Annotated in this window: 16 protein-coding genes, 3 pseudogenes and 2 other annotated features (1 of these 21 cut by a window edge); of the genes and pseudogenes, 7 read left to right on the top strand and 12 right to left on the bottom strand. The window is 39.0% G+C overall.

All coding sequences use genetic code 11. The features are described from left to right. Positions 1 to 487 (bottom strand): annotated as a pseudogene (locus PAN07_RS15225) (AI-2E family transporter); the annotation flags it as partial. A gap of 9 nt (positions 488 to 496) precedes the next feature. Beyond that, positions 497 to 1,786 carry a DUF308 domain-containing protein gene (locus PAN07_RS15220; RefSeq protein ID WP_269798243.1) on the bottom strand — a complete coding sequence of 430 codons (1,290 nt, stop codon included), beginning with the start codon at positions 1,784 to 1,786 and terminating at the stop codon, positions 497 to 499. Positions 1,787 to 2,589: 803 nt separating this feature from the next. On the opposite strand from PAN07_RS15220, the gene PAN07_RS15215 reads away from it, so the two are divergent. Then, a complete protein-coding gene (locus PAN07_RS15215; protein ID WP_020903223.1) occupies positions 2,590 to 3,735 on the top strand; it encodes a low temperature requirement protein A in 1,146 nt (381 codons plus the stop codon). Between the two features lie 527 nt (positions 3,736 to 4,262). Here PAN07_RS15215 and mgaSpn read toward each other — a convergent pair. Then, a pseudogene (gene mgaSpn, locus PAN07_RS15210) lies at positions 4,263 to 5,741 on the bottom strand (virulence factor transcriptional regulator MgaSpn). Between the two features lie 375 nt (positions 5,742 to 6,116). Between mgaSpn and PAN07_RS15205 the strand changes: the two are divergent. The 5 genes and pseudogenes from PAN07_RS15205 (at position 6,117) to PAN07_RS15185 (ending at position 8,056) form a co-directional block, all read left to right on the top strand. Then, positions 6,117 to 6,352 (top strand): annotated as a pseudogene (locus tag PAN07_RS15205) (GlsB/YeaQ/YmgE family stress response membrane protein). Positions 6,353 to 6,428: 76 nt separating this feature from the next. Beyond that, positions 6,429 to 7,001 (top strand): alkaline shock response membrane anchor protein AmaP, encoded by a 573-nt coding sequence (gene amaP, locus PAN07_RS15200; RefSeq protein ID WP_023946078.1) that lies wholly within the window; start codon positions 6,429 to 6,431, stop codon positions 6,999 to 7,001. 11 nt (positions 7,002 to 7,012) lie between these two features. Beyond that, positions 7,013 to 7,183, top strand: coding sequence for a DUF2273 domain-containing protein (locus PAN07_RS15195; protein ID WP_269798242.1), 171 nt, complete (start codon positions 7,013 to 7,015; stop codon positions 7,181 to 7,183). Positions 7,184 to 7,213: 30 nt separating this feature from the next. Further along, on the top strand, positions 7,214 to 7,822 hold the full coding sequence (locus tag PAN07_RS15190) for an Asp23/Gls24 family envelope stress response protein (RefSeq protein WP_000064110.1): 609 nt from the start codon (positions 7,214 to 7,216) through the stop codon (positions 7,820 to 7,822). Positions 7,823 to 7,852: 30 nt separating this feature from the next. Further along, positions 7,853 to 8,056, top strand: coding sequence for a CsbD family protein (locus PAN07_RS15185; RefSeq protein WP_000109960.1), 204 nt, complete (start codon positions 7,853 to 7,855; stop codon positions 8,054 to 8,056). A 420-nt stretch (positions 8,057 to 8,476) separates the two neighbouring features. Here the strand turns inward: PAN07_RS15185 and PAN07_RS15180 are convergent, their stop codons facing one another. Beyond that, positions 8,477 to 8,932 carry a GNAT family N-acetyltransferase gene (locus PAN07_RS15180; protein WP_269798241.1) on the bottom strand — a complete coding sequence of 152 codons (456 nt, stop codon included), beginning with the start codon at positions 8,930 to 8,932 and terminating at the stop codon, positions 8,477 to 8,479. A 70-nt stretch (positions 8,933 to 9,002) separates the two neighbouring features. Here PAN07_RS15180 and PAN07_RS15175 point away from each other — a divergent pair, with 70 nt between their 5' ends. Continuing rightward, entirely contained in the window at positions 9,003 to 9,662 is a 660-nt protein-coding gene (locus PAN07_RS15175; RefSeq protein WP_269798240.1) for an A24 family peptidase, read from the top strand. On the opposite strand, the gene trpA is transcribed toward PAN07_RS15175, so the two are convergent. The 8 genes from trpA to trpB (PAN07_RS15135) form a co-directional block, all read right to left on the bottom strand. Then, positions 9,634 to 10,410 (bottom strand): tryptophan synthase subunit alpha, encoded by a 777-nt coding sequence (trpA, locus tag PAN07_RS15170; RefSeq protein WP_269798239.1) that lies wholly within the window; start codon positions 10,408 to 10,410, stop codon positions 9,634 to 9,636. The two genes, PAN07_RS15175 and trpA, sit on opposite strands and share 29 nt — an antisense overlap. Beyond that, a complete protein-coding gene (trpB, locus tag PAN07_RS15165) occupies positions 10,403 to 11,626 on the bottom strand; it encodes a tryptophan synthase subunit beta (protein ID WP_269798238.1) in 1,224 nt (407 codons plus the stop codon). The genes trpA and trpB (PAN07_RS15165) overlap by 8 nt, the downstream gene beginning before the upstream one ends. Next, the gene (locus PAN07_RS15160; protein WP_237447352.1) at positions 11,604 to 12,203 is read right to left on the bottom strand and encodes a phosphoribosylanthranilate isomerase; all 600 of its coding nucleotides are present in this window, start codon (positions 12,201 to 12,203) and stop codon (positions 11,604 to 11,606) included. Before PAN07_RS15160 ends, trpB (PAN07_RS15165) begins: the two co-directional genes overlap by 23 nt. Next, entirely contained in the window at positions 12,190 to 12,957 is a 768-nt protein-coding gene (gene trpC, locus PAN07_RS15155) for an indole-3-glycerol phosphate synthase TrpC (RefSeq protein ID WP_265487062.1), read from the bottom strand. Before trpC ends, PAN07_RS15160 begins: the two co-directional genes overlap by 14 nt. Next, on the bottom strand, positions 12,954 to 13,958 hold the full coding sequence (trpD, locus tag PAN07_RS15150) for an anthranilate phosphoribosyltransferase (RefSeq protein ID WP_042750576.1): 1,005 nt from the start codon (positions 13,956 to 13,958) through the stop codon (positions 12,954 to 12,956). The genes trpC and trpD overlap by 4 nt, the downstream gene beginning before the upstream one ends. 10 nt (positions 13,959 to 13,968) lie before the next feature. Continuing rightward, the gene (locus PAN07_RS15145) at positions 13,969 to 14,535 is read right to left on the bottom strand and encodes an aminodeoxychorismate/anthranilate synthase component II (RefSeq protein ID WP_269798237.1); all 567 of its coding nucleotides are present in this window, start codon (positions 14,533 to 14,535) and stop codon (positions 13,969 to 13,971) included. Then, positions 14,532 to 15,893 carry an anthranilate synthase component I gene (trpE, locus tag PAN07_RS15140; RefSeq protein WP_269798236.1) on the bottom strand — a complete coding sequence of 454 codons (1,362 nt, stop codon included), beginning with the start codon at positions 15,891 to 15,893 and terminating at the stop codon, positions 14,532 to 14,534. Before trpE ends, PAN07_RS15145 begins: the two co-directional genes overlap by 4 nt. 376 nt (positions 15,894 to 16,269) lie before the next feature. Further along, positions 16,270 to 16,495, bottom strand: a binding site (T-box leader). Further along, complete coding sequence (gene trpB, locus PAN07_RS15135; protein WP_004262199.1) at positions 16,492 to 17,670, bottom strand: tryptophan synthase subunit beta; 1,179 nt, start codon at positions 17,668 to 17,670, stop codon at positions 16,492 to 16,494. It overlaps the preceding feature by 4 nt. A 65-nt stretch (positions 17,671 to 17,735) precedes the next feature. Beyond that, positions 17,736 to 17,842: a binding site (T-box leader), on the bottom strand (it continues 123 nt past the right edge of the window).

The raw sequence follows: 17,842 nt of genomic DNA, 5'->3' as shown, positions 1-17,842 counted from the left end.
TGCCGATATTACTAGTCAGACCTGATAAAAAACCTATCAAAGCTTGGCTAATAGAACTAGATTGTCCCTGTATGCCTGATACGATAGTTGACAACATGTCTTTGGTTACAAATTCCGAGCTGCCTAGCAATTTCCCAAGTTGAGTCAGGACTGTTGAAAGGACTGTTCCCAGCTGACTAATAGTCTGGGCTAGGGTTGGCAGCACCAAAACCAAAAGAGCAATCACGATTAAGATAAGAGCTAGGAAAACAAGTACCATGGCAATCGGACGACGCAACTCTGCCTTTACCTTCAATTTAACTAAATACTGTTCAATTTTTTTCATAGGAACATTAAGCACAAAAGCAATAACAGCACCATAAATCAAGGTTGATATTACATCAAAGAGAGAGATTGCTCCTGATATAAAGCTCGATGCATTCAGAATTACAAGAGCAACCAGCCCTATAAAAAGGATTAACGGGGTGTATTTTTTTACTAAGTTCATAAATTCTCCTTAATAAACATGTTTAGATACGACTATACTATTTGGTTTTTCAAACTCTCGATTAAGGTAGGCTTGGTAAGTTCCTGGAGCGATAAATCCTTTGGGTGAGAGGATATCGGTGCCAGCCTGACCGACTATGGTATCAGCCAAGAGCACACAGTTTGTAGATAAGACAAAGTAGGATTTAAACTTAGATTTGATAAATTTATAAAGTTCCCCATCTGTCTCATGTCTGATTTTATAAGCGTAGGTGTAGTCTTCCTTACCATCACCTGTCATGATTTTATCTGCACTTGGCTCCCATGGAATCGTCAGTTGTTTCAATTCAGCCAACTTTTTCTGAACTGCTTTTTCCATTTCAGGCGTCAAATCTATCCCATAACCAAAAAGCGTTTTTTGACTCTCACGTTTACATAGGTCAATGTACTTGTCACGATCACAGAAATATAAGACACCATCTCCTACCATGCCAAATAAGGTCTCAGAAGACGGATCATAGTTGCCATAAGAAATAACACGGCCTTGATAGCAGATATCCACATGACCAATTGCCGAAAACAGAGAGGTCTCAGCTGTATGAACAAAAATTTCAAGCTCCGCTGTCTTACCAGACTTCACTATTCCAAGATGGATATCTTCTTCCTCATCAGCATTTTCCAGCATAAATTTGTTAACTTTTGCTAAAGTTCTTGCAGGGATGAGAGCGGCTAGGACAATAGGTAAGCTAATTCTAATACGACGTTTGAGATGGTTTTTCCCAATTTCCTCCTCAAACAAGAAACCATCACGGATATTGGACACACCATAAAGGAAAAAATAAGCCCCTAATACAAAGAGTTGAAAGACAGAATTTCCTGTAGAGGACAAAAGACTAGTCCCACCAAGAAAAACTAGTACGAGTCCATCTAGTAAGAGACGAAAACGAGGTCGAATTTTGTTTTTGCGGTAGAGAACATAGGTGACAAGGTTAATACTAGCATGAAAAATCTGATAAACTCCAATCACAAGAGCCAAAATATAAATCGGCACATCCGTCGCAAGATTGGAGCCAAGCAAATATCCCAGCACTAACAATTTAACCAGTGCAACTCCCAAGGTGTCCGTTGACTGACTTTTTTTGAAAATACGTAATACTAAATCTAAGACCGTTGCTATCCAAGCTAAAAACAGAACCAGTCGAATAATCTTTACTGGCAACCAAGTCCCCGTGACCATCAAGATGAGACCTAGCAGAACAAACAAGAACCCCTGAGCAAGTAATTTCTTACCTGTCAGACCTAAAGATAGAATTTTCGCCATATAAAAACCTTTCAACAATAAAAATTAAACACTCCGATTAAACTGACTAGTAAATAGCCAACACTACAAACAGCCTGTGCCAGCAACATATGGTGACTAGAAATGACTGTAGTAATGTCACCATCTTGTCTTATGCACTTCTAAAATTTGTTATATTGATTAGAAACCAGAGCTTATAAAAACTAGCTAAACTCGAGAGATAGACACAATTGCGACGAAAAAATGTATAACCAATTCAACTTGTTAAGGTAAGAAAGCATTATTTCCAATCTATTAATTATTCATCTATTACCTATTATGACACAATATTCCCTATAGTTCAACTTTTTACTTGTTTTTATATTACACGGACTAAAAAGTTTTCAACAGTTGATTGCATTTGTTTTAATAAGTTTTAACCTTTCTTGGTTAGATAAAAAAAGAACCATACAGTTTAGAATCTGTATGGTTTTTGCCCCACTTTTGTCCCATTTTTAAATCATGACATTGAAAATACCTAAAATCACTTATATTTCAATATTTTTAATTGCTCTCAATATGAAAGTCCTTTCCAAATCCCTGTAGGGGGCATCTAAATCAACAGGAAAAAGCCTTGGAATCAAGGCTTTTTTGTGTAGTCTTAGCACTAAAAAACGATAGAAAAAACACCCCTTCTGAACTGCACCCCAAAAGTTAGACAGAAAAAACCTAACTTTTGTGGCGCAGTTCATTCGCGTCACATGAAGTTATTTAAGCATCTCCTTTTTTTTTATTACCATTTTCTGTTATAATAAATTGTACTTCTAAAATAGAAAGGTCTTAAGATGACAACTCTTGTTAAACATAAACGTGTAAATTATTCAGAACTTTTTTATGATCTAGTTTTTGTTTTTGCGATTTCAAAAGTAACTGCTTTAATTCACCATCTTCATAACGGTATTTTGACTTGGAATTCTTTGCTTGATTTTTTCATGTCTGTCTTGCTTCTCATCAATGCCTGGATGATTCAAACCGTTTATACCAATCGCTATGGAAAGAACTCTTTATTTAACATGCTAATCATGTTTATCAATATGGGACTTTTACTCTTTATATCCAATTTGATTAAAGATGATTGGCAACAATATTTTCATTATGTCTGTTGGGCTATTGGTACATTAACCCTTACCTTATTTTTTCAATATTTGGTTGAGTTTTTTAAAAAATCAACCGATAATGTTCATAGGGAAAGTATCAAAGGTTTTCTATGGATAACAGGTCTACGAAGTTTAGAAATCTATCTAGCAGCTCTTCTTCCTATTTACATTGGAGTCTATATCCTTTATGCTAGTATTCTGCTAACATTTATTACGCCAATTACCTCGATTAGTAAAGATGATCATTTCCAGATAGTTCTCCCCCATTTAATCGAGCGCATCTCCCTTCTTGTCATTATTACGTTTGGAGAGATGATTATGGGGCTAGTTAACTTCTTTACAATCGAGAATTTCTCGATTTATTCGGTTCTTTATTTCATTATTATGCTTTCTCTGTTCTTGTTTTATTTTGTTCAATTCGACCATGCTATTGATGAAGAATCTAATCAAAAGGGACTATTTCTAATTTACAGTCACTATCCTATTTTCATTGGACTTCTTATGATGACCGTTTCGATGAGTTTTCTTCTGAATCCTGAAGTTAATCTTCTCTTTGCAACCAGCTTCTTTTATATCGGAATCGGCCTCTTCCAAGCTGCTGTCCTAGCAAATGGGCCCTATAACAAACACTATCTTCGCTATTCGAAAAGTTACTACTGTGTCCAAGCTACACTCTATCTGGCTGCCTTGATTCTCTCTTTAATCTTTGCTTCTAATCCTATAATAGTAGTGAGTATAACAACCATTTTAGCTCTAGCTATAGCTATTCATTCTATTTATTTTTATATGACACAGACTAAAAAACATTCCACACCTTACTGGGAGTTGTTTTAATGAGTTTTTAGCATTAAAAAAGCTTTGGAAACCAAGGCTTTTTTTTCATTAATTTGTTTTTCCATTTTATCCTCCGATTTGAACTCGCACTGACATTTATTTATAACAACACTATATATCTAGTATGGCATAATCATTAGGTATTATAGATTTTCAAACCAAATGTGAGTCATTCGTTTTTGCCCCACTTTTGCCCCATTTTGAAATATTTACATTGAAAATACCTAAAAGTATTTCCCTAAAATCAGCTATATTTCAACATTTTTGTTTATTTTCAATATGAAAAGTTCTTACAAATTCATGTAGGGGGCATCTACATACAACAGGAAAAGCCTTAACATCAAGGCTTTTTTTCTTGTCTTCTACAAAAAAAGCAAGAGTTTTAGAGGACTATGACTCTAGATGTACATTTTACTTAAATGACTGAAGGTCTTTTCTTAATAAAAACACCCCAAAAATTAGATTTTTTCTGTCTAACTTTTGAGGTACAGTTCAAAACGCGAAATAGCATTTTTTATTTTAGGTTACTAATCTAATCGAATAAACATCATGGCATTTAACAAAGATATGAGTGAGACCGTGTTTATATTATTTGAATAGATCAGTCTCTTATTTTCAATCGGAGGAATAATAAAATTAGAAATGATGATATCATAAGGCGATTCTTCTAAAGATTCCTTTGATAATTCTAATTCAGTCCAAACTTCAAGTTCAAAATTGTTGCTGCAATAATAAGAAAGTGTCTCTGCAACGGATTTTGCATGATACTGATCAAAATTACTCATAACCAGAACCTTCAGCTTTGGCTGATTTTGTAGTAGATTAAGCACCAAATGTTTGGTATGAGTGATGAAGGTATAAGATAGATGATTTACCATCATTGAACTAGAACAAACTTCAAGAGTCTCTAAATAATGAGAAAGCTCTTTTTTTACATCTGAAACAAATTTAGGGAAAATATTTTGAAAATTCCTGATTGTATTCCCTTTTTGATCAAATAAAATAAACTCAGTGGACAACTCCTGACGATACAGATGTGCAGTATTATGCAGATGCCAAATCAGATTATCCTTATTCTCAATCTCAATCTGATACTTGACTGAAATCTGATCAATAAAATCACTCAATAGATGGTAAGATTTTTCAACATAGATATCCTTTTTTACGCATTTCAAAAAGAGACTTTCATCTATGAAAAACATTTTTTGAAAGTAAGACACAAATAATTGGCAAACAACTTCTTCATCTAAAGAGATATTGTATTCTAATTCAAAATTCTTAGCAACACCTTCTATTCCTTCTACCTGCATTAAAAAATCCAAACTTTGATCGTTAAAAGAGTCTTTCTCTACTTCCATGAAATGACCAAACTTTATTCTATATAGGTTCGTAACTAGGAGCAACTTTAGCATTCTATGCGTTGACAAATTCATTGGAAAGCTTGTTTCCTTATAAACCAATTCTAACAATTGAGATAGGGGCTCTGATGAAAAATTTTCAAATGGCCATTCTAGAAAATAATATTTTTCTGAAAAATATTGTGCAAAAAAAGTAACGAATGTCTCTCTCATTTCCAATGATTTGAACAGGGGTCAGACTGATTTCAAATTGAAATTGCCTTTTAATCACTTTATTGATTTGGCTAATAATACGATAGAGCGAAGATGAACCGATATAAAATTCTTTACAAATACTTTCAGCTTGACAACCTTCATTAAAAAAGATAAATTCTAAAATCGAAAAATGTGTTGAATGCTTAAAGAAATGATGGTAAACCATTTCAATATCACTATCATCGGTATTAATAATGCGTATACCATTAGTCGAAGAATGAAAAATCAAGTCAGGAAAAGCAGATTTAACATGGGATAGATCATCTTTGACTGCACGTTCTGTACAATTTAGTAACTCTGCTAGTTCAGAACGATGAAACCATCGTTTATGTTCAAATAATAATTCTAATAATTCTAATTGCCTATGACTTTTTTAGATAATAAATCTCTCATGAATGTCTTTCTCTTTTTATAAATTATCGGATTAAACTTCTTGCAATTATACCACAAAGAATAGGTATAGCATGATATAACAACTTTTACTAAAATCTTTTATTTCGTATAATAACACTACGGGAGCAATATATAAACAATTTTCTTATTTTACCGTCTATTAAGTGCGTGAATACAGAATCAAATTCAAGTCGAAAGATTATATTTTTAATTTTAAAAATTATATAATAGCAACAATCAAAGAATTTGATTTTTTTATATTAAAATTATATAATAATCAAAATAATTGATTATTTTATATTAAAATTATATAATAGCGATAATCAAAGGAATTGATTTATTTTTTGATATTAAAATAGAAAAGGAGGGTAAGCAATATTGTGGTCAATCATTGCTGGAGGTCTTATTGGACTTGTAGCAGGTAGAATCACTAAAAAAGGTAGTTCTATGGGAATCGTCGCAAATGTATTCGCTGGTTTAGTCGGGTCATCTGTAGGACAATCCCTTTTAGGTAGTTGGGCCCATCCATCGCTGGAATGGCTTTGATCCCATCTATTGCAGGAGCAGCAATTGTTGTTACTGTAGTATCATTCTTTACAGGTAAAAAATAATTACTTGTAAAATAAACTATTTTTAAATAGATTAGACGGGTAAAAATAGTTTAATGTTAAATCGAAAGGATTGTATATGTCAAAAACAAAGAAAATATTTTTAATTATTTTCTGTATTTTAATCTTGACAATTTTCCTTCCTGTTTTGATAGATTATCATCAAGTTAGTGATCTAGGCATTCAGCTATTTAGCTGGAGACAGAATCATTTCGTTGAATTCTATCTCTCTAGATATATATTCTGGGGGATAGTGGCTCTATCAACTTTAGTTTTGTTATCGATGTTAGTTGTGTTGTTTTATCCTAAACGTTATTTGGAAATTCAACTTGAAACTAAAAACGATACATTAAAATTAAAGAATTCTGCAATCGAAGGTTTTGTTAGAAGTTTGGTGAGTGATCATGGATTGATCAAGAACCCAACTGTTCATGTAAATTTACGAAAAAATAAATGTTTCGTTCATGTAGAAGGTAAAATTCTTCCTTCGGACAACATCGCTGACAGATGCCAACTAATTCAAAATGAAATAACTAATGGATTGAAGCAGTTTTTTGGTATTGAGCGTCAGGTTAAACTAGAAGTTCTAGTAAAAGACTACCAGCCTAAACCAAAACCTCAAAACAAAAAGACTGTTAGTCGTGTGAAGTAAGGAAGTAAAAAATGGAATGGCTTAAACAATATCGATATCCAATTATCACTGGTCTCATAGGCGTATTTCTCGCTTGTTTGATTGTCTCCTTTGGCTTCTTCAAAACAATATTTGTATTGATTTTAGGAGCACTGGGAGTTGCAGCTGGGTTATATATCGAAAAAAACTATATAGATAAATAAAAATTACTAATTTAATTAAAGGAGTTTCATATGTCAAACGAAAAAAACATTAACACTAACGTAGAAAAGAAAGATGCTACTGCTGTAGCTCACGAAATCAAAGGGGAACTTACTTACGAAGATAAAGTTATACAAAAAATCATTGGTCTGTCACTAGAAAACGTTTCAGGTCTTTTGGGAATCGACGGTGGTTTCTTCTCAAATCTTAAAGAAAAAATCGTTAACAGCGATGACGTAACAAGTGGTGTTAACGTAGAAGTTGGTAAAACACAAGTTGCAGTTGACTTAAACATTATTGCTGAGTACCAAAAAAATGTTCCAGCTTTATATTCAGAAATCAGAGAAATCGTATCTTCAGAAGTTGCTAAAATGACTGACTTGGAAGTTGTTGAAATCAACGTAAACGTTGTCGACATCAAAACTAAAGAACAACATGAAGCAGACTCAGTAAGCCTTCAAGATCGCGTATCTGACGTTGCTGAATCAACAGGAGAATTCGCTTCAGAACAATTCGAAAAAGCTAAATCTGGTCTTGGATCTGGTTTCTCAACTGTTCAAGAAAAAGTTAGCGAAGGCGTAGAAGCTGTTAAAGGTGCAGCAACTGGTGTAGTATCTCACGAAAAAACTCGTGTAAACTAAGATAAAATAAATATAACAGGAGAAATTATCATGTCAGTAGAAGAAAAATTAAATCAAGCTAAAGGTTCTATTAAAGAAGGTGTTGGGAAAGCCATCGGTGATGAAAAAATGGAAAAAGAAGGAACAGCTGAAAAAGTTGTTTCTAAAGTAAAAGAAGTTGCTGAAGATGCCAAAGACGCTGTAGAAGGCGCTATCGAAGGTGTTAAAAACATGTTGAGTGGCGACAATAAATAAGGCTAAAAGTTACTTTATCTTTTTAGTAACATTAGTCAAAAGAGTCTGAGTCAAAATGATTCTCAGAAAACAAAAAGCTAGAGATTTCCAATTGCGGAACTCTAGCTTTTTAATTTTGCCTCTTTCTCTTATTATATTTCAGCAGGTTGTTGGCCATGAGTACGAATCCTATGTCAATTCTCACTTGGCGCTTACCTCTCAGATAACATCTCTTATAACCAAGCAAACCTTTATCTGCCCAAAGACAGATTTCATATCAATCTTACGTTTAGCGAAAATTTGTCTACCATTGGAAGATAAAAGCGCCTGATATTCTTTAGTTTTTAAACACTGGTAACGTTCATTCATATACAGTCTTTTTTGAGGGGCTGATTCAGGTTCATCATCGCAGTCAAGATTGATTTCAAGGATTTTTACTTTCTATCTCCCCTTTTTCATAATGTATTTTCGTACAGGTACTTCAACTATTTGAACGATTTCAAATCCTTCTTTTTGATAAAGGTGCTGGGCTGCTTGATTTGCTTCGAAGACATTTAGAGAAATAGTATCTATGTCTTCATTCTCAAAGACCAAACTAACAAATTTCCTTAAAGCCTGCCTACCTAAGCCCTGCCCCTGTTTTTGGGGATTGATTAAAAAGCGTCCAATATGTAGATTTCTGTCTTCCAGTCTGATTTTCTGGATAAGGCCGACAAATTCTTGTCCATCAAAGATTGAAAAGCTTCCTTCCAAATCTTGCAAGACTTGAATTGTTAAGGGAAAAGGAATCATTGTTCCCATCCATTGTTCTTGAAAAGCTTGGCCAAGGGAGTTGGACCATTGGCATACGAGCTGAGCACTTTCTGTACTCACCTTTTCTTCAAAACGAATCGTCATCTTGACCTCACTATCTTATCTATATGTTCTCCATTATACTACTTCTTCCATTTTTTACGAATAGATAAGTATGATTGATTTTTATTTTTTTCTTGTCGGGAGCATTCTCGCTTCCTTTCTTGGTTTGGTCATTGACCGTTTTCCTGAGCAATCCATTATCCGACCAGCTAGTCACTGTGATTCTTGTCAGACTCGCTTGCGTCCCTTAGATTTGATTCCTATCCTCTCGCAGGTCTTCAATCGCTTTCGCTGTCGCTACTGCAAGGCTCACTATCCTGTCTGGTATGCCCTTTTTGAATTGGGCTTAGGACTCCTCTTTCTAGCTTGGTCTTGGGGCTGGCTTCCCGTGAGTCAAGTCATCCTAATCACTGCTGGCTTGACCTTGGGCGTCTACGACTTTTGTCATCAGGAATATCCCTTACTGGTCTGGGTGACTTTCCACCTAATCCTCATGGCCTGCTCTGGCTGGAATCTTGTTATGTTCTTCTTCCTTGTCCTAGGAATCATGGCTCATTTTATCAATATTCGCATGGGCGCAGGGGATTTCCTCTTTTTAGCTTCTTGCGCTCTCGTCTTTAGTGTAACGGAGTTACTGATCTTGATTCAGTCTGCTTCTGCGATGGGAATTCTAGCCTTTCTCCTACAAAAGAAAAAGGAAAGACTTCCTTTTGTGCCTTTCCTCTTACTTGCTACTTGTGTGATTATTTTTGGTAAGCTACTGCTTGTTTGATAAAGTCCTCAATCGGCTCTCCTTGGTGGAGAGCTTTTACAATTTTTGAACCGACGATAACGCCATCTGACACTGCATTGAAACGTTCTACATCAGCTTGACTAGACACACCAAAACCTGTCAAGACTGGGATGTCAGCTACTTGATGCAATTGTGCCAAGTGCTTGTCCAAGTCTGCACGGTAATTGCCTGACTTCCCTGTCACCCCATTGATGGCAACGGCATAGACAAAACCTTCTGCTCCTTCAATCAACTCTTTTTGACGCTCAAGTCCTGTTGTCAAACTAACTAGGGGAATCAAAGCGATGTCTGTATCTGCCAAATAAGGCTCCACAAAATTGGCATGCTCATGAGGAAGGTCTGGAATGATCAAGCCCTTAACCGCTGTATCTGCCAAATCTTTGACAAAGTTCTCCACACCGTACTGAAAGAGGGGGTTGAAGTAGGTCATGATGACAAGTGGAACCTCTGTTTCAATGGTTTTCAATGTTTCAACCAAAGCCTGGGTAGAGGTCCCGTGGGCTAAACTGCGCAAGCCAGCTTCTTCGATAACAGGTCCATCTGCAACAGGGTCTGAAAAGGGAATACCAACTTCAATAGCCGAAACACCCAAATCTTCTAAAAAGTGAATTGTTTCTCCGAGTCCATCCAAACCTTTCTCATGGTCTCCAGCCATGATATAGGGAACGAAAATTCCTTTTCCAGCTGCTTTTATAGCGTTTAATTTTTCTGTTAGTGTCTTAGGCATGAGCTTCTCCCTTCTTTGCTGCATCTGCTTCCAAGCGGTCTTTGACTTGAACCACATCCTTGTCCCCACGACCTGATAGACAGACAATCATGGACTTGTCTGGTCCAAGTTCTTTGGCCAATTTCACCGCAAAGGCGATAGCATGACTAGATTCCAAGGCTGGAATAATCCCTTCCACACGAGACAAGAGCTGGAATCCTTCCAAGGCTTCTTCGTCTGTCACAGGGACATAGCTGGCACGTTTAATATCGTGGTAGTGAGAATGTTCTGGACCGATACCAGGATAGTCCAAACCTGCTGAGATAGAGAAGGCTTCAAGAATTTGACCATGGGCATCTTGGAGCACATCCATGAGGGAACCGTGAAGGACACCCGGACGACCCTTGGTCAAGGTAGCTGCGTGGTGCTCTGTGTCTACACCAAGTCCAGCTGCTTCAGCCCCATACATGGCTACTGACTCATCTTCTACAAATGGATGGAAGAGCCCGATAGCATTCGACCCACCACCAACACAGGCTACTAGAGCATCTGGTAAATCTTGACCTGTCAAGTCACGGTACTGTTGTTTGGCTTCCCTACCGATGACACTTTGGAAGTCACGGACGATTTCTGGGAATGGGTGAGGCCCCAAGGCAGAACCAAGGATATAGTGGGTATCATCGATATTAGCCACCCATGAACGAAGAGCTGCATTGACCGCATCCTTGAGCACGCGCGAACCATCTGTCACTGACTCAACCTTTGCTCCCAAAAGCTCCATACGGAACACATTAAGGGCTTGGCGTTTAACATCCTCTTCACCCATATAGATAGTACATTCCATGTTAAAGAGGGCTGCAGCTGTTGCAGTTGCCACACCGTGCTGACCAGCACCTGTTTCTGCGATAATTTTCTTTTTACCCATGCGTTTGGCAAGCAAAACTTGTCCCAAGGCATTGTTAATCTTGTGGGCTCCTGTATGGTTAAGGTCTTCCCGTTTGAGATAAATCTTGGCTCCGCCGATATGCTGGGTCAAATTTTTTGCGTAGTAAAGAGGAGTTTCACGTCCTACGTACTGGCGCAAAAGTTGATTTAATTCCTCTTGGAAACTTGGGTCTGCCTGACTTTCACGATAAGCCTTCTCCAACTCCAAAACTGCTGTCATCAATGTTTCTGGGACGAAACGTCCTCCGAATTTTCCGTAAAATCCATCTTTATTTGGTTCTTGATATGCCATTCTTTGCCCTCTCTATAAATCTTCTAATCTTTTCCTGATCTTTTTGTCCATCTGTCTCCACTCCGCTCGATACATCGACTGCATAGGGAGTAAAGTGTTGAATTGCTTTTGCTACATTTTCTTCATTAAGCCCACCTGCGATAAAGAAGGGCTGAGCTAGTTCTGTCGTATCTAGTTGACCCCAGTCAAAGGTCTGGCCACTTCCTGCCACAGGAGCATCAAAGAGTAGATAATCTGCTTGAGAATTGGGCACATGACCCTCGCCATCCACCTGAACAGCCTGAATACTAGCACAGGGCAGGTCCTCAAACAAATCATCCGCTACCTGACCGTGAACTTGAACCAAATCCAAGCCAGCTTTGTCAATCGCTTCTAGCAGTTCTGCCCGACTTGGTGAAACAAATACACCAACCTTTTTGACGTCTGAAGGAATGAACTTTGCCAATTCAGCAGCCTGATCCAAGGTCACCTGTCTTTTACTAGGTGCCAAGACAAAACCGATGTAGTCCGCCCCTGCTGAAACGGCTGTTTCCACCGCTTCCTTTGTCGATAATCCGCAAATTTTAACCTTTGTCAATCTGCAACTCCTTGATTCTCTGGGCTACATCTTCTGCCTGCATGAGAGCTGTCCCTACTAAAATTCCGTTAAAGTATGGTGCTACTCGCTCTGCATCCTGCCCTGTGAAAATGGCAGATTCAGAAATGTACAAGCAATCATTTTTGAAATGTTTAGCCAAATCTACACTGGTCTGCAAGTCAACTTCAAAGGTGGTCAAATTACGATTATTGACCCCGATAATCTGGGCACCAAGTCTGTGAGCCACTTCTAGTTCAGCTAGATTGTGAGTTTCCACTAAAACCTCCAGACTAAGCTCTGTCGCGTAGTCATACAGTTCCTTGAGGCGTTCTTCTGACAAGGCGGCCACAATGAGCAGGATGACTGTTGCACCTGCATTGCGAGCGCGGATAATTTGCTTTTCATCAATGATAAAATCCTTGTTGAGGGTCGGAATCTGTACCTGACTGGAAATCTCCCGTAGATAATCCAAATGTCCTTTAAAGAAAACTTCATCTGTCAGAACAGAAATCATCACTGCTCCGTTCGCTTCATAAGTCTGGGCTTGTTGCACAATATCCACATCTAGATTGATATCTCCCAGACTAGGGCTAGCTTTCTTGACTTCAGCAATTACCTGTAAACGGTCCTGGTGATTCTTCAAAAATTCTGCCAAGCGATAGGTCTGGCGCAGGGGCTGGATTTCCTCCAACTTCATCTGCTCAACCTCACGCGCCTTCTGCTCCAAAATTCGTGCTAAAAATTCCTGACTCATTTTTGGTACTCCTGTAACAGTCTGAGTTTTTCAAAGGCCTTGCCACCAGCAATGACTTGACGAGCTAAGGCAACTCCTTCCTTGATACTAGCTACTTTACCATTAGCATAGAAACCAAGACCAGCATTTAAAACTGTAGTTTCCAAGAATGGACTTGGTTCATTTTTAAGAACGCTGAGCAAAATTTCTGCATTTTCCTGAGCATTGCCTCCACGAATATCTTCGATAGCGTAGCGCTCCATCCCTAAATCCTCCGGAGTAAAGCTTGATAAGGTGATTTCGCCATTTTCAAGAAGTGCAATTTTGGTTGTTCCATTCAAACCAGCTTCGTCCAATCCTTCTGGTCCAGCAACAACGATGGCACGTTTGCGACCCATATTTTTCAAAACCTGAGCTGTACTTTCTAGAAGTTCTGGACGACTAATACCAAGAAGCTGTGTTTCCAAAGCCATTGGGTGAATCAGAGGACCAGTCAAGTTCATGATTGTTGGAATTCCTAGTTCCAAACGAGCTGGCATGATGTATTTCATAGCTGGATGCATATTTTTTGCAAAGAGAAAGACGATGCCAGTTTTATCAAAAACCTTACCTAGTTCAGCTGGTTTGAGATCCAGGTTGATTCCCAAGGCTTCGAGAACATCTGCAGAACCAGATTTAGAAGAAATCGAGCGGTTACCATGCTTGGCCATGTGAACACCACCACCAGCCAAGACAAAGGCTGCAGTTGTGGAAATATTAAAACTGAAAGACTTGTCCCCACCTGTACCACAGTTGTCCATGGCATCATGAATTTCAGTTGGAATATGTTGGGCATGCCCTCTCATGACTTGGGCAATGGCTGTGCGTTCTTCAGGTGTTTCCCCCTTCATCTTAAGAGCCAAAAGGAGAGAAGCAATCTGCGCCTCCGTTACACGCCCAGTTACGATACGCTCGATGACATCCGTCATTTCCACACCTGATAAATTTTCAAATTTTGCTAGTTTTTCAATAATCTCTTTCATCCTAGTTTCCTCACTTTACAACCTTCTCGATAAAATTCCGAATAGAAGACAAGCCGTCTGGCGTTCCAATACTCTCTGGATGGTACTGGAAGCCATAAATTGGTAGGTTTTTGTGTTGAATTCCCATGATAGCTTGATCATCAGTCGAACGAGCTGTCACCTCAAAGTCTTTTGGCATTTCTTCAATCAAAATACTGTGGTAACGCATGACCGCACGGCCATCCTCGATACCTTGATACAAAACAGATGGCGCTTCAAAGCTGATATTACTCTGTTTCCCATGCATGACTTTTGGAGCCAAGCCTAGCTTACCACCAAAGACTTCTGCGATGGCCTGGTGACCCAAACAAATTCCAAGAATCGGCTTTTTGCCGGCAAAGTCACGAATCATGTCTTCCATCTTACCAGCATCAACCGGCCAACCAGGACCTGGAGAAAAGACCAGACCATCTGCTTTTTCAGCTTCTTCATACAGCTTGGGATCATCATTTCTCAAGACTTGTACTTCCGCAAAATTCCCAATGTATTGAGCCAAGTTATAGGTAAAAGAATCATAGTTGTCAATCAATAAAATCATGGTCTTAGTTCTCCAATTCTAGTCATAGATTTAGCCTTGTTAATGGTTTCTTGGTATTCGTTTTGGGCGATAGAGTCGTAGACAATCCCTGCCCCAGCCTGCACATAGGCTGTTTGATTTTTGAGAATCATAGTTCGGATGGCAATGGCGAAATCCATATCACCCGTCGCAGACAAGTAGCCGATTGCTCCTGCGTATACGCCCCGTTTTTCTGTTTCCAGTTCATAGATGCGTCTCATCGCGCGAATTTTTGGTGCTCCAGAAACAGTTCCAGCAGGAAGTGTTGCTTTCAAGGCATCCATAGCAGTGAGTTCTGGAAGCAAACGCCCCTTGACCACACTGGTCAAATGCATGACATAACGGAAAAGCTCCACTTCCATATACTTAGTGACTTGGACACTGGCTGTTTCAGAGATGCGGCCAATATCGTTACGACCCAAGTCTACTAACATTCGATGCTCTGCTGTTTCCTTCTCATCAGAAAGCAGGTCTGTCGCCAAAGCCTTGTCCTCTTCTTCCGTAGCTCCTCTTGGTCGTGTACCCGCAATCGGATTGGTTGTCACGATGCCATTTTTAACGGAAACCAAACTTTCAGGACTTGCTCCAATGATTTGATAATCCCCAAAATCATAGAAATAGAGATAATTAGATGGATTGGTCACGCGAAGATTTCTGTAGAAGTCAAATGGATTTCCAGTAACTTCTGCTGAGAAGCGCTGACTGAGCACGCATTGGAACATATCTCCATTACGAATCAAGTCGCGAGCGGTTTCCACCATTTCCTCAAACTTCTGAGGAGCAATATGGGGTTTGAAGTCCAGCGGAGATAAATCCAAGTCTTCAAATTCATTTGGAGCAGGGATGCGTAATTCCTCCAGCACTTGGTTCAAGGCTTTTTCCAAGTCTTCTTGACTGCGATTGCTATAAAGAGCATCCTCGATAACATGGATTTTTTCCTTCTTGTGGTCAAAAACCATGTAGCTCTCATAAACAAAGAAATGCATATCTGGCGTTCCAATTGTATCCTCAGGGATTTGACCGATTTCTTCATAAAGAGAAATCATATCGTAACCCACAAAACCAATGGCTCCCCCACCAAAAGGTAGGTCTGAATGGTGCTGGCTCTTATGAGTCACTTCATAAAGGAAATCCAAAGGATCCCGATCAATCACTTGACCATTTTGATAAAGGACTCCATTTTCAAACTTAATCTCAAAAACTGGATTATAGGCTAGGATAGAAAAACGAGCGGTTTCCTTGTCTCTCGGAATACTCTCTAAGATAACCTTGTGTTGCCCCTTTAGGCGCATATAAGCCAAGATTGGCGATAAGACATCTCCATGAATGATTCGTTCCATTGTAATTTCCCTTTCAGTTCCTTTTTTTAATTTTTTATCTTTTTCTATTTCCCTTAAATAGTGCGGACGGGAGGTAAAATTATCCAGTGGATGATTTTAGAAATCCATGAAATGAAAGACCTAATTTTTGAGCTCCTCGCTCATTCATTTCTAGGCTCAGGCTAAAATAGTTCCCCGAACTATTTTACTCTCAAAAATTCCGTCCTATAGAAGCATATTTGCTTCTATAGGATACCACTATGGCGGGAAATATCTTTTAAAAGCTCACTTCGTTCGCAAATTTTTTGTATCAATCTATTTAATAATGAACAATAATTTAAAACTAAACAGCTGAACCTATAATAGACATATAAAAATCCCCACGCAAAATAACTTGCGTGAGGACGAAATTCGCGGTGCCACCTCAATTATAGGATTTTTCCTATCTCTCATTCCTGTCTCAGAAACCTCCTGTAACAGGCTGTGCGATAAAGGGCACTCCCTTGAGAATTATGTTTTTTTCTCTTGTTTCAGATGGACCCAACCTTACAGTTTTCTCTGCTTGTTTCCAGCAACCACAAGCTCTCTGTGAGAGAAAAGACTGTAATTTTTCCATCTTTTATTTTTTAGCTTCTAGGTAGTCTGCAATCGCAGCTACGTCCTTGTCTCCACGACCAGAGACATTGATGATGATAATGTCGTCTTTACTTAGTTTCGGTGCACGTTTAACTGCTTCTGCGATAGCATGCGAACTTTCAATCGCTGGGATAATTCCTTCAGTCTTGCTGAGAAGGAGGAGAGCCTGAACAGCTTCTTCGTCTGTCGCAGCCACATATTCCACGCGACCTGAATCTTTAAAGTAGGCGTGTTCTGGGCCAACCCCTGGATAGTCCAATCCAGCTGAGATAGAGTAAACTGGAGCCAACTCTCCGTCTTCCTTAAAGACTGCATAAGTCTTCATGCCGTCGACAATTCCGATACTACCTTTTGTCATAGTAGCTGCGTGCTTGTCTGTGTCAAGTCCATGTCCAGCAGCTTCGACCCCAACCAATTTAACTTCTTCATCAGCCACATACTGAGAAAAAGCACCGATGGCATTGGAACCACCACCTACACAAGCAATAACGTAGTCTGGTAAGCGTCCTTCTTTTTCTAAGATTTGACGGCGAGATTCTTCACTGATGACCTTTTGGAACTCGTGGACAATTGTAGGATAAGGGTGAGGACCTACAGCAGATCCCAGAACATAGAAGGCTTCAAGGTCATTCATCCATGCTCCAAAGGCTGCATCAACCGCATCTTTGAGGGTACGAGTCCCTGTTTCAACTGCGTGAACAGTTGCTCCCATCATCTCCATACGGAAAACATTGAGACGTTGACGCTCCACATCCTCTGCCCCCATGTAGACATCACAGGCCATACCAAACTTGGCTGCAGCCGCTGCTGTCGCAACACCGTGCTGACCAGCTCCTGTTTCTGCGATTACTCGTTTTTTGCCCATACGTTTGGCCAAAAGAATTTGTCCTAAAACATTGTTGAGCTTGTGAGAACCAAGGTGGTTAAGGTCTTCACGTTTGAGATAAATCTTAGCTCCACCTAGGTGCTCTGTCAAACTTTCTGCAAAATAGAGCGGTGTTTCGCGACCTGAATAATCCTTCAAGTAATGGCGAAATTCTGCCAAAAATTCTGGATCATCCTTGTATTTGTCAAATGTCACTTCCAACTCATCCAACAAAGCCTGAATCGGCTCCGGTACAAAACTACCACCAAATTGTCCAAAATAACCTTTAGTTGTCATAAAATTTTCCTCTTTCAGTATTGATTTCAAGATATGAAAAAAGCCCACACACAGAAAACCATCTGTGTGAGGGCGTTGGTAACGCGGTGCCACCTCAATTATAAAGGGACTATCCCTTTACATCTCTGCCTTGTCTAACAACAAGTTGCACTGTAAGGTGTGCGCACCGAAT

It is taken from the genome of Streptococcus sp. SM5 (genome assembly GCF_027497975.1).
This window is presented reverse-complemented; position numbering and strand designations above follow the sequence as displayed.

Excerpts from the sequence above, each read along its gene's own strand:
- trpE (WP_269798236.1), bottom strand. The coding sequence starts at position 15,893 with ATGGAACGAATCATTCATGGAGATGTCTTATCGCCAATCTTGGCTTAT.
- trpB (WP_004262199.1), bottom strand. The coding sequence starts at position 17,670 with ATGACAACTAAAGGTTATTTTGGACAATTTGGTGGTAGTTTTGTACCG.
- PAN07_RS15185 (WP_000109960.1), top strand. The coding sequence starts at position 7,853 with ATGTCAGTAGAAGAAAAATTAAATCAAGCTAAAGGTTCTATTAAAGAA.
- trpC (WP_265487062.1), bottom strand. The coding sequence starts at position 12,957 with ATGAGTCAGGAATTTTTAGCACGAATTTTGGAGCAGAAGGCGCGTGAG.
- trpD (WP_042750576.1), bottom strand. The coding sequence starts at position 13,958 with ATGAAAGAGATTATTGAAAAACTAGCAAAATTTGAAAATTTATCAGGT.
- PAN07_RS15220 (WP_269798243.1), bottom strand. The coding sequence starts at position 1,786 with ATGGCGAAAATTCTATCTTTAGGTCTGACAGGTAAGAAATTACTTGCT.
- PAN07_RS15195 (WP_269798242.1), top strand. The coding sequence starts at position 7,013 with ATGGAATGGCTTAAACAATATCGATATCCAATTATCACTGGTCTCATA.
- PAN07_RS15175 (WP_269798240.1), top strand. The coding sequence starts at position 9,003 with ATGATTGATTTTTATTTTTTTCTTGTCGGGAGCATTCTCGCTTCCTTT.
- PAN07_RS15215 (WP_020903223.1), top strand. The coding sequence starts at position 2,590 with ATGACAACTCTTGTTAAACATAAACGTGTAAATTATTCAGAACTTTTT.
- PAN07_RS15190 (WP_000064110.1), top strand. The coding sequence starts at position 7,214 with ATGTCAAACGAAAAAAACATTAACACTAACGTAGAAAAGAAAGATGCT.
- amaP (WP_023946078.1), top strand. The coding sequence starts at position 6,429 with ATGTCAAAAACAAAGAAAATATTTTTAATTATTTTCTGTATTTTAATC.
- trpA (WP_269798239.1), bottom strand. The coding sequence starts at position 10,410 with ATGCCTAAGACACTAACAGAAAAATTAAACGCTATAAAAGCAGCTGGA.
- PAN07_RS15180 (WP_269798241.1), bottom strand. The coding sequence starts at position 8,932 with ATGACGATTCGTTTTGAAGAAAAGGTGAGTACAGAAAGTGCTCAGCTC.
- trpB (WP_269798238.1), bottom strand. The coding sequence starts at position 11,626 with ATGGCATATCAAGAACCAAATAAAGATGGATTTTACGGAAAATTCGGA.
- PAN07_RS15145 (WP_269798237.1), bottom strand. The coding sequence starts at position 14,535 with ATGATTTTATTGATTGACAACTATGATTCTTTTACCTATAACTTGGCT.